The 12,663-nt window shown below is 41.4% G+C and carries 13 protein-coding genes; 6 read left to right on the top strand and 7 right to left on the bottom strand.

Translation table 11 applies throughout. From position 1 onward, the window contains the following. Positions 1-117: 117 nt before the first annotated feature. From arsM to ACP2AF_RS05230, 4 genes are all read right to left on the bottom strand, one after another. On the bottom strand, positions 118-1,086 hold the full coding sequence (gene arsM, locus ACP2AF_RS05215) for an arsenosugar biosynthesis arsenite methyltransferase ArsM (protein ID WP_425235182.1): 969 nt from the start codon (positions 1,084-1,086) through the stop codon (positions 118-120). A gap of 75 nt (positions 1,087-1,161) precedes the next feature. Next, positions 1,162-2,217: an arsenosugar biosynthesis radical SAM (seleno)protein ArsS gene (arsS, locus tag ACP2AF_RS05220; protein ID WP_425235183.1), complete on the bottom strand. Its 1,056-nt coding sequence runs from the start codon at positions 2,215-2,217 to the stop codon at positions 1,162-1,164. A 77-nt stretch (positions 2,218-2,294) separates the two neighbouring features. Next, positions 2,295-2,630 carry an arsenosugar biosynthesis-associated peroxidase-like protein gene (locus ACP2AF_RS05225; RefSeq protein WP_120709940.1) on the bottom strand — a complete coding sequence of 112 codons (336 nt, stop codon included), beginning with the start codon at positions 2,628-2,630 and terminating at the stop codon, positions 2,295-2,297. Between the two features lie 121 nt (positions 2,631-2,751). After that, a complete protein-coding gene (locus tag ACP2AF_RS05230; RefSeq protein ID WP_425235184.1) occupies positions 2,752-3,456 on the bottom strand; it encodes a TIGR04282 family arsenosugar biosynthesis glycosyltransferase in 705 nt (234 codons plus the stop codon). Between the two features lie 631 nt (positions 3,457-4,087). Here ACP2AF_RS05230 and ACP2AF_RS05235 point away from each other — a divergent pair. The 4 genes from ACP2AF_RS05235 (at position 4,088) to ACP2AF_RS05250 (ending at position 7,827) form a co-directional block, all read left to right on the top strand. Further along, on the top strand, positions 4,088-5,611 hold the full coding sequence (locus tag ACP2AF_RS05235; RefSeq protein ID WP_425235185.1) for a Do family serine endopeptidase: 1,524 nt from the start codon (positions 4,088-4,090) through the stop codon (positions 5,609-5,611). Between the two features lie 108 nt (positions 5,612-5,719). After that, entirely contained in the window at positions 5,720-6,634 is a 915-nt protein-coding gene (locus ACP2AF_RS05240) for a DnaJ C-terminal domain-containing protein (protein ID WP_425235186.1), read from the top strand. A 20-nt stretch (positions 6,635-6,654) separates the two neighbouring features. After that, positions 6,655-6,957: a thioredoxin gene (gene trxA / locus ACP2AF_RS05245; RefSeq protein WP_425235187.1), complete on the top strand. Its 303-nt coding sequence runs from the start codon at positions 6,655-6,657 to the stop codon at positions 6,955-6,957. Positions 6,958-7,035: 78 nt separating this feature from the next. Beyond that, a complete protein-coding gene (locus ACP2AF_RS05250) occupies positions 7,036-7,827 on the top strand; it encodes a patatin-like phospholipase family protein (protein WP_425235188.1) in 792 nt (263 codons plus the stop codon). A gap of 255 nt (positions 7,828-8,082) precedes the next feature. Here the strand turns inward: ACP2AF_RS05250 and ACP2AF_RS05255 are convergent, their stop codons facing one another. Beyond that, complete coding sequence (locus ACP2AF_RS05255; protein WP_425235189.1) at positions 8,083-9,132, bottom strand: 2Fe-2S iron-sulfur cluster-binding protein; 1,050 nt, start codon at positions 9,130-9,132, stop codon at positions 8,083-8,085. 130 nt (positions 9,133-9,262) lie between these two features. Here ACP2AF_RS05255 and ACP2AF_RS05260 point away from each other — a divergent pair, with 130 nt between their 5' ends. Next, positions 9,263-10,732 (top strand): DUF5687 family protein, encoded by a 1,470-nt coding sequence (locus ACP2AF_RS05260; RefSeq protein WP_425235190.1) that lies wholly within the window; start codon positions 9,263-9,265, stop codon positions 10,730-10,732. A 21-nt stretch (positions 10,733-10,753) separates the two neighbouring features. Then, on the top strand, positions 10,754-11,449 hold the full coding sequence (locus tag ACP2AF_RS05265) for an ABC transporter ATP-binding protein (protein WP_425235191.1): 696 nt from the start codon (positions 10,754-10,756) through the stop codon (positions 11,447-11,449). Between the two features lie 69 nt (positions 11,450-11,518). Here the strand turns inward: ACP2AF_RS05265 and ACP2AF_RS05270 are convergent, their stop codons facing one another. Next, positions 11,519-11,893: a SnoaL-like domain-containing protein gene (locus ACP2AF_RS05270; RefSeq protein ID WP_425235192.1), complete on the bottom strand. Its 375-nt coding sequence runs from the start codon at positions 11,891-11,893 to the stop codon at positions 11,519-11,521. Positions 11,894-11,925: 32 nt separating this feature from the next. After that, entirely contained in the window at positions 11,926-12,585 is a 660-nt protein-coding gene (locus ACP2AF_RS05275) for a DUF2461 domain-containing protein (RefSeq protein WP_425235193.1), read from the bottom strand. Positions 12,586-12,663: the final 78 nt, after the last annotated feature.

Raw genomic sequence — 12,663 nt, forward strand, 5'->3', positions numbered from 1 at the left:
AAAAAAAATAAACCGACCAAGCAGTCGGTTTAAGTGCAATGAATATCAGTTTAACAACACACACATGGGAATCTGAATTGAAACCAGTAGCCTTTAAAACGCAGGAATAGTCCTTATTTAGCAGCAGCCTCCACCATCATAATGATAGGTTGACTCACTGATGAAAATATCGTCCCTGTCCAAAGCAGCTATAGTGGCCGCTGTTTTATCACAAACTGCCAAGGGTTGATTTTTTAATAGGATATGCCCTTTTTTGTCATCATAATAGTCTTGGCTACCATAATAGATGGCCGCCTTTCCGGTAAATACACAAGGGCCATCATCTGGTATAGGGTCTTTAATTGCAGCTACCTCAATGGACTCGATATAAATCAATTCATCGGTAGGATAATTTTTTGGATCCAAGATGCGGTATGGTTTCCTGGCCCTTACTTCAATGGTACCAAAACCTACATCGGTCAACGCCTTAATATATTTATGTATGGGTAGGCTTCCACTTAAGCACAAGGCTCTTAACCGGTCATCGTTTCTCAAGTCCTCGTTCATCCCTTGCTCGCAAACGGGATCGCTCATCACGAGCCTGCCTTGTGGTTTCAACACACGATACATTTCTTCAATGGCCCGTTTTAGGTCGTCTTCCTTAAAGATGTTGAACAAACAATTCTGGGCAGCTACGTCTATGCTGCTGTCTTCTATCGGAAGATTCAGGGCATCTCCTTTTCGTAACGCTACAAACTCGGATTTGAACCAATCGTTTTCTTCTTCGGCAATCGTAAAATTTTTTCGACTGGCTTCCAGCATTTCATCAACGACATCCACGCCGATGACCCCTGATGTTTGACGACTGAAATATGAGAACTGTAATAACTCCATTCCACCACCGACTCCAACGTACAATATTTTTGGATTGTTGACGAGATCTCTGGCATGCACCGTACTACCGCAGCCATAGTTCATTTCCTGCATGATTTTTGGTATGCTCAGTTCCGGTAATTCCCATATAGGATTGGTGGTACAGCACAGGCCTACATCAGGCGTCAGTGCCGCTTCTTTATAAAGGTCGTTCGTAGCTTGTAAATAACTCATAAAATTTTCTTTTTTAAATATCCTCCGCCTTTCGCGAAGCTTTATTATTGAATATGGTTACGGAGGAAAGATTTCCTAGGTCACGGTACCCTGGCAACTGCTCCCCACTCCGGCGGTACACCCGTAACAATGTTGTGAAATAATGATGTTTCGATCATTCAATATGTCCTCATTGTAATCCTTGATGTGCTTTATTCTGCTATCAACTTTAAGTCCTAACATTTGATTAAAGTCACAATCATACAGCCATCCATCCCAACTTACCGAAATGGTGTTGGTACACATTACATTTTCTACCGCTGCAGGATTGTAAGCCTCTACTAATGCATACATATAATCCTCATAGTTTTCAGAGGCGATGAGGTAGTCCAAAAAACGGGAGATGGGCAGATTTGTAATGGCAAACAGATTATGGAACTGGATACCAAAATCTTCATCCAGCGCTTTTTTAAAGTCCTTTTCCAATGCTGCTTGGTCTCCGGGTAAATAAGCTCCCGATGGATTATACACTAGATCCAATCGCAAATCCCGGCCGGGCATGCCGTATCCAACGGCATTCAATTCCTGTAATGCCTTGATACTTTTGTCAAAAACACCATTGCCGCGTTGCTTATCGGTCTTTCCACGGGTGTAATGCGGCATGGAAGAGACCACATGCACACTATGCTTCTTAAAGAACTCGGGTAGGTCATAGTATTTCTTGTTCGCACGAATGATGGTCAGATTGGATCGTACAATAAAATCTTGAATCCCCGCCTCGGCAGCTTCTTCAACAAACCATCGAAAATTCGGGTTCATTTCTGGGGCTCCTCCCGTAAGATCTAGGGTGTGGGCACCTGTATTGCGAATAACTTCCAAGCATTGCTCCATGGTCTCACGGGTCATGATTTCCTTTCGGTCAGGGCCGGCGTCCACATGGCAATGCTCACAAATCTGATTACACATATACCCCACGTTGATTTGTAAAATCTCCAGTTTTTTGGGTCGCAATGGGTAATGTCCAATGTTGGCAAGCTTGTCCTTAAAATAGGGAAGCTCTCCTTCGGCAAAGATACCGCCATTCAGAATTTCCAACTGTTTATTGGTCTTGGCAAGGTCCTTTTGCCTAGCTTTTAATGATTTTGTAGCCATACTTTTGTTCTTAATCACCGGTTACGTGTTGTTAGGTCATGGGTAAGATTACTTTCAACTAACAACAGCCAACCATTCTACATGCTTAGTTTATTGTATTTGTTCATCATTTGCACACCGTGTACCAAGGTGGCACCACTTTCAATGGCCGCCCCTGCATGTACGGCTTCCATCATTTCTTCTTTGGTGATACCACGTTGTAGACCATCCTTTGTATAGGCATCGATGCAATAGGGACATTTGACCACATGTGCAACGGCCAATGCGATCAATGATTTTTCACGTGCACTTAAGGCACCTTCCTCAAACACTTTTCCGTAATACTCAAAAAACTTGTTTCCCAGTTCTTCGCTCCATTCCGTAATTTTTCCGAATTTTCTTAAATCCGCTGCGTCATAATACGTATTTGCCATGATAATTTTTTATATAGATATGTATTGAATATTGAACCCGGAATAGGCCAATCAAGGCCATAAACCTGTACCCATAATTTTATTTAAGAATGATTTTTTGGTGATGCAAGCGCCGTAACGCTTATCGAACCCTAACTGTTAGCGGAGCGGGAGAACCCTTATTAAAAGGGATGTGAAGAAAATGAGAATCGATCGAAGTAGGTACGAAGCCATACTTTTGTACTCTTCGGTATAAGATTTGGATAAGCAACCGAAGAACGGCTTTCGGGAAAGTACGGAAACGGGATAGCAGATTCCGTACATCATGAAGTTGATCTAAATCGATCAAAGGCTGTAACCGGGTCAATTCCTCTTCCCCAATATCCGCCCAATCGATAATCGCTTTGAACAGCTTGGAGGTCTGCCAGGGTAAATTGGCAAAAGAAACGGCATGAAACTGTGACCGGGGTATGCCCATAAGATAAAACCCGCCATCCACAGAAGGCCCAAGGACCAGCTTTTTGGATTTGAGCTGTGCATGTGCTTCTTGAATGTGGGTGCAGTGAAGATGCGGAGTATCGTTCCCAAGGGTAATGATACTATCATAGCCTTTATCAAAAATTGCTTGAATGGCATGGGCAAAACGCTCCCCAAAAGAATCTCCCTTTTGATGCTTTTCCGTGAGATGGAAAAAAGGCAATCCCGTCTTCTCGACCTCGCCCAAAGTGTATTTTGTCAGTTCATCAAAAAGGCCCGCCCCATTTTCAACAGGTTTGTGCTTCAACTCTTCCCTACCAGAATTGGCAAAGAGAAGTATCGCTGTTTTTTGATGGGTATCACGTACCATTATTTAATTTATGGTAATAAAATTACAACAAATAGTATTCGTGTTATCGGTCGAAAAGGGAAAAGGTTAATTACAACACTTTAAATGTTTTATTGGACCGGATAGTCTGTCCGAGTTATTCTAAGTGGAATACAAAAGAGCAATGAAAGGACAAATGAGCTTTATGAACGACCAAATGCAGGAATATTTCAAATATGTGATTACACATAAGACAAAAGGACTTGATAGTCGGTTTTGGGAAGCCTATGGGCAAATAAAATTTTAGAAAAATTTTAATAATATGACTTTGGCTTCTGGCATAGGATTTGTCCCTTCCACTCCGACTATTATGTTCTTTTAAACTATTGGATTATGGAAAAGTTCACGTTTGATGTATCATTGCTGATGTTTATAGGGCTCACTTTTTTAGGCTTCATGGCTAAAAAGATATTTTAGGATATTATGAATGATCGAAGATTGGTTTTCATCGGAGCCGACAAACAGGTAGGGAATAAATCCAAAACAACCCTTTGACATTTTGTCATGTAAAAACGACCGATTTTCAGCTGATGTCTGTCCATGTCCTAGAAGAAATAAGGGTAGTCGGGTCATAACAATGAATACGAACAAGTAATTAAAACAAACTCGGATTATGAAAAATAGAAATCATCATCGAACAGAAATAAGAGTTTATTTTTTCGCTGCCTTGATAGCCTTGATGGTAAGCTTTGGCGCCATTGGAGGTTATCTTTTGGTCAAGGAGAAACCGGTGACCATTCAGCAGGTACAGGGAACGGAAGGGAAAAATGTATTGTATACGGCAGACAAAGAGGGTAATCTAAAACCCTTGGACTTTACAGTGACGGTCGATAAGGTCTTGGATGCTGTGGTAAACATTAAATCCACTCAAAGCGGAGCAAGATATGGGGGAGAAGAGGAATATCGCCAATTGCCCGATCCCTTCAAGGATTTCTTTGGGGATATGTTCAAGGATTTACCCAGAGGTGAGGGGTCGCGTCCCCAGCCCATGTATGGGACCGGATCTGGTGTTATTATCAATGATCAAGGGTATATCGTAACCAACAACCATGTAATTGCCAACGCGGATGAAATAGAGGTTACCTTACATGATAATGGTACTTATAAGGCAACGGTAATCGGGACAGACCCAACGACGGATTTGGCCCTTATCCAAATAAAGGCGGATAACTTAAATCCTTTGGCCTTGGTAAACTCCGATGATGTTCAAATTGGGGAATGGGTCTTGGCCGTGGGCAATCCCTTTAGTCTTACTTCTACGGTAACTGCAGGAATCGTAAGTGCCAAGGGCCGAAATATTAACATCAACCGGGAAAAATTTGCGGTGGAAAGCTTCATCCAAACAGATGCGGCCATCAATCCTGGGAATAGTGGAGGTGCCTTGGTAAATTTGGATGGCAATCTTATCGGTATCAATACAGCCATTGCCAGTAGAACCGGTACCTATAACGGTTATGGATTTGCAGTACCCAGCAATATCGTATCCAAAGTAGTGGAGGATCTTTTGAAATATGGAAGCGTACAAAGAGGTATGTTAGGGGTTTCCATACGGACTATGGACGGTAATTTGGCCAAGGAAAAAGATGTAGACTTCACCAAAGGGGTTTGGGTGGAAAACGTTGGTGAGGATAGTGCCGCAGAGAAAGCAGGTATCGAAAAGGGCGATATTATTATAAAAGTAGATGAAAATGAAACCTTGACTTCCCCTAGACTTCAGGAAATCATTGCCCGTCATAGGCCCGGGGATAAGGTTATGGTTACGGTCAATAGAGGTGGTACGATGAAGGAATTCGATGTGGTTTTGGAAAATGCCAAAGGGAGTACCGAAATTGTAAAAAAGGAAAAGAAAGAAGTTTTAAACCTTTTGGGTGCCGATTTTGAGAACCTCGGAAAGGAAGAAGCCAAAAAACTGAATTTGGATGGAGGTGTAAAAGTAACCCATCTTTACACTGGAAAGTTGCGCAAGGAGACCCAAATGCAGGAAGGCTTTATTATTACACATATTGATGGTAAAAAAGTAGTTGATATAAAAGACGTGGCCAAAGCCTTGGAAAACAAGGAGGGCGGCGTAATGCTGGAGGGAGTTTACGAAGACCGTCCCGGAAAACACTATTATGCCTTTGGAATGGGGTCATAATGAAAAGGGGGCGAACAACGCCCCCTTTTTAATTTTCCGATATGATGGGGGTCATAGGTTGGGATATAAAGTATAAGGTACTTTGGCCGATAAATCCATAGGAGATATATGAAGTTTAAGGATTATTACAGCATATTAAATGTAGACAGGAACGCCAGCGATAAGGATATCAAAAAGGCCTATCGCAAATTGGCTACACAATATCATCCGGATAAAACGAAGGGAGATAAGGCATCCGAAGAAAAATTCAAGGAAATTTCCGAGGCCTATCAGGTGTTGGGAAATGCCGAAAAGCGGAAACAATATGATGCCCTAGGTTCAGATTGGGAACAATTTCAAAAGTCCGGCGCCAGCTATGATGAATTTATGCAGCAACGTAGCCAATACCAACACTATAGAAATCGACAACGATATGCCTATGCGAATGCAGATTCCGGTTTCGGTGGTGGAAGTGGTTTTTCGGATTTTTTCGAAGCTTTTTTCGGTAATGGTGCCCGGAACGGAGGTTCATATGGTTTCCCAGGCGGTGATGTATCGGGCGAGGTAACCCTTGATCTTACCGAAGCCTATCACGGAACGGAACGGGTACTTGAATGGGACGGGCAAAGGATAAAACTAAAAATTAAGCCTGGGGCCTATACGGGATTGCAATTGAGGGCCAAGGGCAAAGGTCAAAAAGGAAGCCGGGGACAGGCCGGAGATCTTTATGTTACCATTGGGGTACGGGAACATGCCATCTACAGGAGAGAAGGAGATCATCTACATATGAATTTGTCCGTGGATGTTTTCAAAGCCCTTTTGGGAGGGAAACAAGATGTGATAACCCTATCCGGTAAGGTTAAGATTCCGATCAAGGAAGGTACCCAAAATGGCAAGACCATCCGTTTAAGGGGCAAAGGGATGCCTAAATATGGGAAACCGGGACAATATGGAGATCTGTTCGTAACTATCAATATACAACTGCCTAGGCAGCTTACCCCCAGACAAAAGGAACTGTTAAGGGAAATTCAAAATAGCCGTTAGAGGCTCAAAAGCGATAAACAATGAAAGGAAACTTTGCGAATTTGATACAATCGGAAAAGCCAGTTTTGGTCGACTTCCATGCAGATTGGTGCGGACCCTGCAAAATGCAGGCCCCTATTCTTAAGGAGGTAGCCGCGCAAGTGGGGGAAAAGGCCAAGATTATAAAAATTGATGTGGACAAAAACCAAAATATAGCCAACAGATTTCAGGTAAAGGGAGTACCCACGCTGATACTTTTCAAAAAGGGGGAGGTAATCTGGAGGCATTCCGGAGTAACGGAGAAGGCACAACTGGTAGGACTTATAGATAGGAATTCTGGATAATGGAATAAGCAATATTTTGTTTTAGGTTAAATGTAACGCATATGACTTTTAAGTAGCTTTGCATATAAAATGGGGGTTTTGGGAACGAAGTTGCTTACGAACGATCTAACTATTGGATTGGTACTCTCAGGAGGTGGCGTACGGGGCATGGCGCATATAGGACTTATACGGGCTATGGAAGAATTGGGAATTTCCACCCAAGTAGTCAGTGGAAGTAGTGTAGGGGCCTTGGTCGGGGCTTTGTATGCCAATGGAAATTCGGTTTCGGATATGCTTTCCTTTTTTAAGGAAACCCCTTTGTTCAAGTACAATTTTTTGACCATTCTTAAACCAGGATTTATCGATACGGATCGCTATTTTGAAATTTTTAAGGGATACTTCCCTCAAGACACCTTCGACTCATTGGAAAAGGGCTTACATGTAGTGGCCACCGATCTTCAGAAAGGAGAGCAACAATTTTTTTCTGAAGGCGAATTGATACGGCCCTTATTGGCATCCGCGGCCTTGCCTCCGGTTTTTAGTCCTGTGGAGCTTAAGGGAAGACTATACGCGGATGGGGGCATAATGAATAACTTTCCTTCAGAACCCCTACAGTACAGTGCGGATTATGTAATCGGAAGTAATGTATCGGTCGTGGGAGAACTTCATAAAAATGCCCTTAAAAACTCCATACAGCTTACAGGCAGGGTAACGAGCCTTATGATTTATGCCATTAACAAGAAAAAATTACGCTCCTGTGATTTGCTATTGGAGTACAAGGAATTAGAAAAAATAGGCGTGCTGGACCGTACAGGGATTGAAAAGGCCTATATAATGGGATATGATGTGGCCATGGAAACCCTGGAAAGGGAACTTAAGCAAACCGACTAAATCGTCCCTTAAAACAATCATTAGACCTTTACGATTTTTTGAAAAACAGGGGATTTAACCAAAGGGTTCGATAAAATGCACATAACTGACCAAAGAATACCAGATACATCTTGCTTACCAACCAAATGGTCTTTTTTAAAGCAAGGGGTTTGGACTTGATTTTTCTGCCAAAGTCAGATTTAGAACGTAAATCTTAGGAGCCTACTCCTTTTTTTTGCCTTTTACTTCTTAAAAGAAATAGACATCCAGTTATTTTTAGACATCGTCGTAATCTACGGTTAGGGTTGGGGTTGTGGGATGTGCCTGGCAGGTAAGGATAAACCCCTCCTCAATTTCACCGTCCGTTAAAATCTGGTTCTTTACCATTTCCGCTTTCCCTTCGGTAATCCTTGCAATACAACTGCTGCATACACCGCCTTGGCACGAGTAGGGAGCATCTATATTTTCTTTTAGAACAGCGTCCAACACAAGGGTTTTTTTATCCATGGATAATACAAATTCCTCGTCCTCAAGAACTACGGTAAGTTGGGTCTGCCCTTCGGCGGTTTCCGGTATTTCATCCAAAATCTCCGTAGTGGTAAATAGCTCAAAATGGATTTTTCCCTCAGGTACCTCCTTCTCCTTAAGTGTATCGCTTACAAGATTGATCATAGCTTCCGGCCCACACAGATAATAGGCATCAAAATCAACATTTTTGTGCTTGTTCTTTAATACATAGTTAACGGTGGAGACATCGATACGTCCAAATAGGGAATCGCTCTCATGGGCACGACTGTTGATAAAGTAGACAAAAAAACGATTGGTATAATCCAATTGCAATTTTACTAGATCCGTATAGAACATGGTTTCTTCATAGGATCGATTCCCATAGACCAATACGAATTGATTTTTGGGATGGCTTTCCAAGACCGTACGAACAATGCTCATAATAGGTGTAATCCCACTGCCAGCGGCAAAGGCAACAATATTTTTTGGAGTATCCGAAGCTTTAAACACAAAACGGCCTTCAGGAGGCATAACTTCCAGCACTTCTCCTTCGGTCAATTTAGTATTTGCATAATCCGAAAACCCACCCTTGTCCACTTTTTTTACGCCAATGGTAATAGTATTCTTTTTTGGCAATGAACTAATGGAGTAGGCCCTTCGTAATTCCTTTCCTTTTATTTCCTTTTTGATGGTTATGTATTGTCCCGAATCAAAATCGAAGGTCTGCAATAAGTCCTTGGGAATTTCCAGGGTAATTGCCACCGAATTGGGAGTTAATGATTTTATATGCTTTACAGTTAGAGGATGGAAATTGGGCATATTCAAAAAAATTTGTGCAAAACTACATAAAGGAATTCCCATTTTGGACCGGAATGTTAAAAAAATAACAACTAATAGTAACAAATATGGTATTCGCTGCACTAACTTGCTGTAAAGAACCCTACTCGAGATGTTCAAATACTTCATCAATCTGCAATGGAAGTCATTTTTTAGGTCGGCCTCCCTGGGAAAGGGGCTTGCCCTAAAAATTTTGATGCTTTTCTTTGGTATTTACATGATGGTCTCACTAATCTTGGCGGGGTCTGGCCTTTTTTTCCTTTTACAGAAGATTTTTCCGGAGACGGATCCTTTGCGCAAATTGAGCGAATTTATGCCCTACTGGTTGCTCACTGAACTTTTTATCCGGTACTTCATGCAAAAACTTCCAGTAATGGAAGTAAAGCCCTTGCTTGTGTTGCCCATAAAGAAAAGTGCCATCACCCATTACATCTTGGGTAGGTCTGGAATGTCGTTCTATAATTTTATGGGCCTGTTCATATTTGTTCCTTTTTCCATAGTGCTTTTAACCCAAGGATATCCCACTATAAATGTGGGCTTTTGGTTGCTTTCAGTTGTATTTCTAATCCTAATGGTGAACTACATTAATTTTATCATCAATAAGAGCGATAGGGCATTTATTATTTTGGCGGTACTACTGATTTCACTCTTTGGTTTGGAATATTTTGGAATTCTTCACATTGCCGATTATATAGGAACTATCTTTTATGCATTTTATGAATATCAATTGCTTTTTATCATTCCTCTATTCCTTTCTATATTGGCTTATAGTATTAATTATAGGTTTTTGAAGGGAAGAATTTTTTTGGATGCCTCCCTTGGCGAAAAAGCCAAAGAGGTCATTACCTCAGATTTGACATGGACCAAACATTTTGGAAGTATCGCCCCATTTTTGCAACTGGATCTAAGGATGATATGGCGCAATAAAAGAACAAAAACGCAAGTGTTTATATCTTTGGCCATGATTTTATATGGATTGGTATTTTACACAATGGGTGATTTTGCACTTACCTCTAGTATGATGGTATTTGCAGGTATTTTTATTACGGGTATTTTTTTGGCCAATTTTGGCCAATTTGTCCCGGCTTGGGATAGTGCATACTACGGCATGCTAATGTCCCAGAACATACCGTTGCGGAAATATCTGGAGTCCAAGGCAAGATTGATTTCGTTTAGCATTGTTATCATGTTTCTACTATCTATTCCATACGTGTATTTTGGTTGGCAAGCTTTGGCCATTAACCTCAGTGCTGCAATCTATAACCTAGGAGTAAATATTCCGGTAATACTACTTTTTGGTTCTTTGAACAAAAAGCGTATCGATTTGGACAAAAGCGCCTTTTCCAACATGCAGGGCACCGGAGCCGCACAATTTTTGGTTATTGTACCTTTATTGGGGCTTCCTGTGCTAATTTTCGCCCTCTTTAAGCTTTTAGTTTCCTTTGAGGTTGGGCTTACCGTTATGACCGTATTGGGCCTATTGGGTTTTGTCCTCCGAAAAAAGCTTTTGAATGGCATTACTGAGCTTTATAGAAAAAAGAAATACGGTATGATAGCTGGATTTAAGGAAAAAAATAGTTAGTTAAAACAAGATACTTGCCCCATGATTATTGCACAAAATCTGACCAAAAAATACGGAAACCAAATCGTTTTAAATTTGGAACGATTGGAAATTCCCAAAGGGCAAAGTTTCGGATTGGTCGGCAACAACGGGGCTGGGAAAACGACATTTTTTAGTATTGTACTGGATTTAATAAGACCCACTACAGGTCATATTCTAAATCATGATGTTCGTGTAGATACGAGTGAGGCATGGAAACCCTTTACCACTTCATTTATTGATGAAACCTTTTTAATCGGGTATTTGACGCCAGAGGAATACTTCTATTTTATCGGGGAGCTTCGTCATTGGAACAAAGCAGATGTAGATGCGCTTTTGTCCAAATTTGATAATTTCTTTAAGGGCGAAATTCTGGAACAAAAGAAGTACCTAAGGGATTTGTCCAAAGGCAATCAAAAAAAGGCCGGTATTGTGGCCTCTTTTATTGGAAGCCCTGAGGTGGTCATATTGGACGAGCCCTTCGCCAATCTTGATCCGACCACCCAGATTCGTTTAAAAGGGATTATTAAGGACTTAACGGACAATAGGGAAACTACGGTCTTAATTTCGAGCCATGACCTCATTCATATAACGGAGGTCTGTGAGCGCATCGTAGTACTGGACAAAGGCGAAAAAGTAAAGGATATCCAAACCTCAACCGAGACCTTACAGGAATTGGAACGTTTCTTCGCAGGATAATCATAAAAAGGGCTTCTCATACCTGTCGGAAGAAAGCCCCTTTTTGATAGTTTTCGTCGATATTTTGGACTACCCACCCGGGTTCATGGGCGTAAAGAAGAATTCCTCATAGGCAATTTTTCCATCTTCAACCTTATAGAGACAAATCTCTTCCATAGTGGTCCTAGGTGCTCCTTTGAAGGTAACATCCATTTTCATGGTACATGAAAAGAATTTGTCCGCTACTTGTGGGTCGGATATTTCCATTCCATGTACTTCCTCCACCATATTGTTAAAATTTTCCGTTTTCTGTTTTACGGCCTCTAGCCCACGAACTTCTTTCTCGGGAGCCCCATCCGGTTCAACGCTTACAATGTCCTGTCCATAGAGCTCATTAATGGCTTCTGAAAATTGTCCTTGCCTGCAGAAGCTTATCAACTTGTCCGCAACTTCTTGTGTACTCATTTGTCTTCTTTTTTTGATTAATAAATTGGGTTTTAGTCAAACGACTGGTTTAAATAGGAATTCAAAGGTTTTATGGCCTCAAAATGGCTTAGAATCTCATTGGTTAATGCATCAGAACCAAAGAATGGCTCAATTGGAAATTCGGCAAAGGCATAGAACTGTTTGTTGTAAATATGTTTTGTTTGTTCCGCAGTCGCCATCAGGCTTTTATCCAAGCGTTTTGCTTTTTCGCCCTTAAGTTGACCAAAGGCATTTTTAAAATCTTGATGTTCAATAATGTTAAGAAGATCGTCCGTTCGCGAAGCGATCTGATTTCTTACTTTTTTGAGCTGGGGGGTGCTGATCATAAAAAGGCCACCACCCACATGTACGTTTTCCGCATCAATACCCAAATAGTAACCTGGTAGTTCCGATTTTTTCCCATTAGGGGAAAACCCGGCCTTCATGATGAGATTGTAAGGCGATTTATCCTTTGAAAATCGTACATCACGATTAATACGGAACATCGCTTTCTTGGGATCCGGTAGAATGCGGTCGTCCCATTGTGCCAATAGGGGAAGTATTTCCTCGAGCAAACCTATGAACGGGGCCTTAACGTCATCTTCATACCTTTTTTTGTTGGCATGGAACCATTCCTTATGATTGTTTTTTTGCAGTTCCTTAAAAAAAGAGGTGTAAGCGGGAGTAATCATTCTTAGAATTTTTATAGTTTCTTATGTTAATGACGATCGTGTTTTTGCTTTATGGACAAAACGGCCGGAGTAATTCAT

The sequence above is a fragment of the Ulvibacterium sp. genome (assembly GCF_965248315.1).
Lineage (GTDB): Bacteria > Bacteroidota > Bacteroidia > Flavobacteriales > Flavobacteriaceae > Ulvibacterium.

Excerpts from the sequence above, each read along its gene's own strand:
- ACP2AF_RS05275 (WP_425235193.1), bottom strand. The coding sequence starts at position 12,585 with ATGATTACTCCCGCTTACACCTCTTTTTTTAAGGAACTGCAAAAAAAC.
- ACP2AF_RS05255 (WP_425235189.1), bottom strand. The coding sequence starts at position 9,132 with ATGCCCAATTTCCATCCTCTAACTGTAAAGCATATAAAATCATTAACT.
- ACP2AF_RS05270 (WP_425235192.1), bottom strand. The coding sequence starts at position 11,893 with ATGAGTACACAAGAAGTTGCGGACAAGTTGATAAGCTTCTGCAGGCAA.
- arsM (WP_425235182.1), bottom strand. The coding sequence starts at position 1,086 with ATGAGTTATTTACAAGCTACGAACGACCTTTATAAAGAAGCGGCACTG.
- ACP2AF_RS05265 (WP_425235191.1), top strand. The coding sequence starts at position 10,754 with ATGATTATTGCACAAAATCTGACCAAAAAATACGGAAACCAAATCGTT.
- arsS (WP_425235183.1), bottom strand. The coding sequence starts at position 2,217 with ATGGCTACAAAATCATTAAAAGCTAGGCAAAAGGACCTTGCCAAGACC.
- ACP2AF_RS05240 (WP_425235186.1), top strand. The coding sequence starts at position 5,720 with ATGAAGTTTAAGGATTATTACAGCATATTAAATGTAGACAGGAACGCC.
- ACP2AF_RS05225 (WP_120709940.1), bottom strand. The coding sequence starts at position 2,630 with ATGGCAAATACGTATTATGACGCAGCGGATTTAAGAAAATTCGGAAAA.
- trxA (WP_425235187.1), top strand. The coding sequence starts at position 6,655 with ATGAAAGGAAACTTTGCGAATTTGATACAATCGGAAAAGCCAGTTTTG.
- ACP2AF_RS05235 (WP_425235185.1), top strand. The coding sequence starts at position 4,088 with ATGAAAAATAGAAATCATCATCGAACAGAAATAAGAGTTTATTTTTTC.
- ACP2AF_RS05260 (WP_425235190.1), top strand. The coding sequence starts at position 9,263 with ATGTTCAAATACTTCATCAATCTGCAATGGAAGTCATTTTTTAGGTCG.
- ACP2AF_RS05230 (WP_425235184.1), bottom strand. The coding sequence starts at position 3,456 with ATGGTACGTGATACCCATCAAAAAACAGCGATACTTCTCTTTGCCAAT.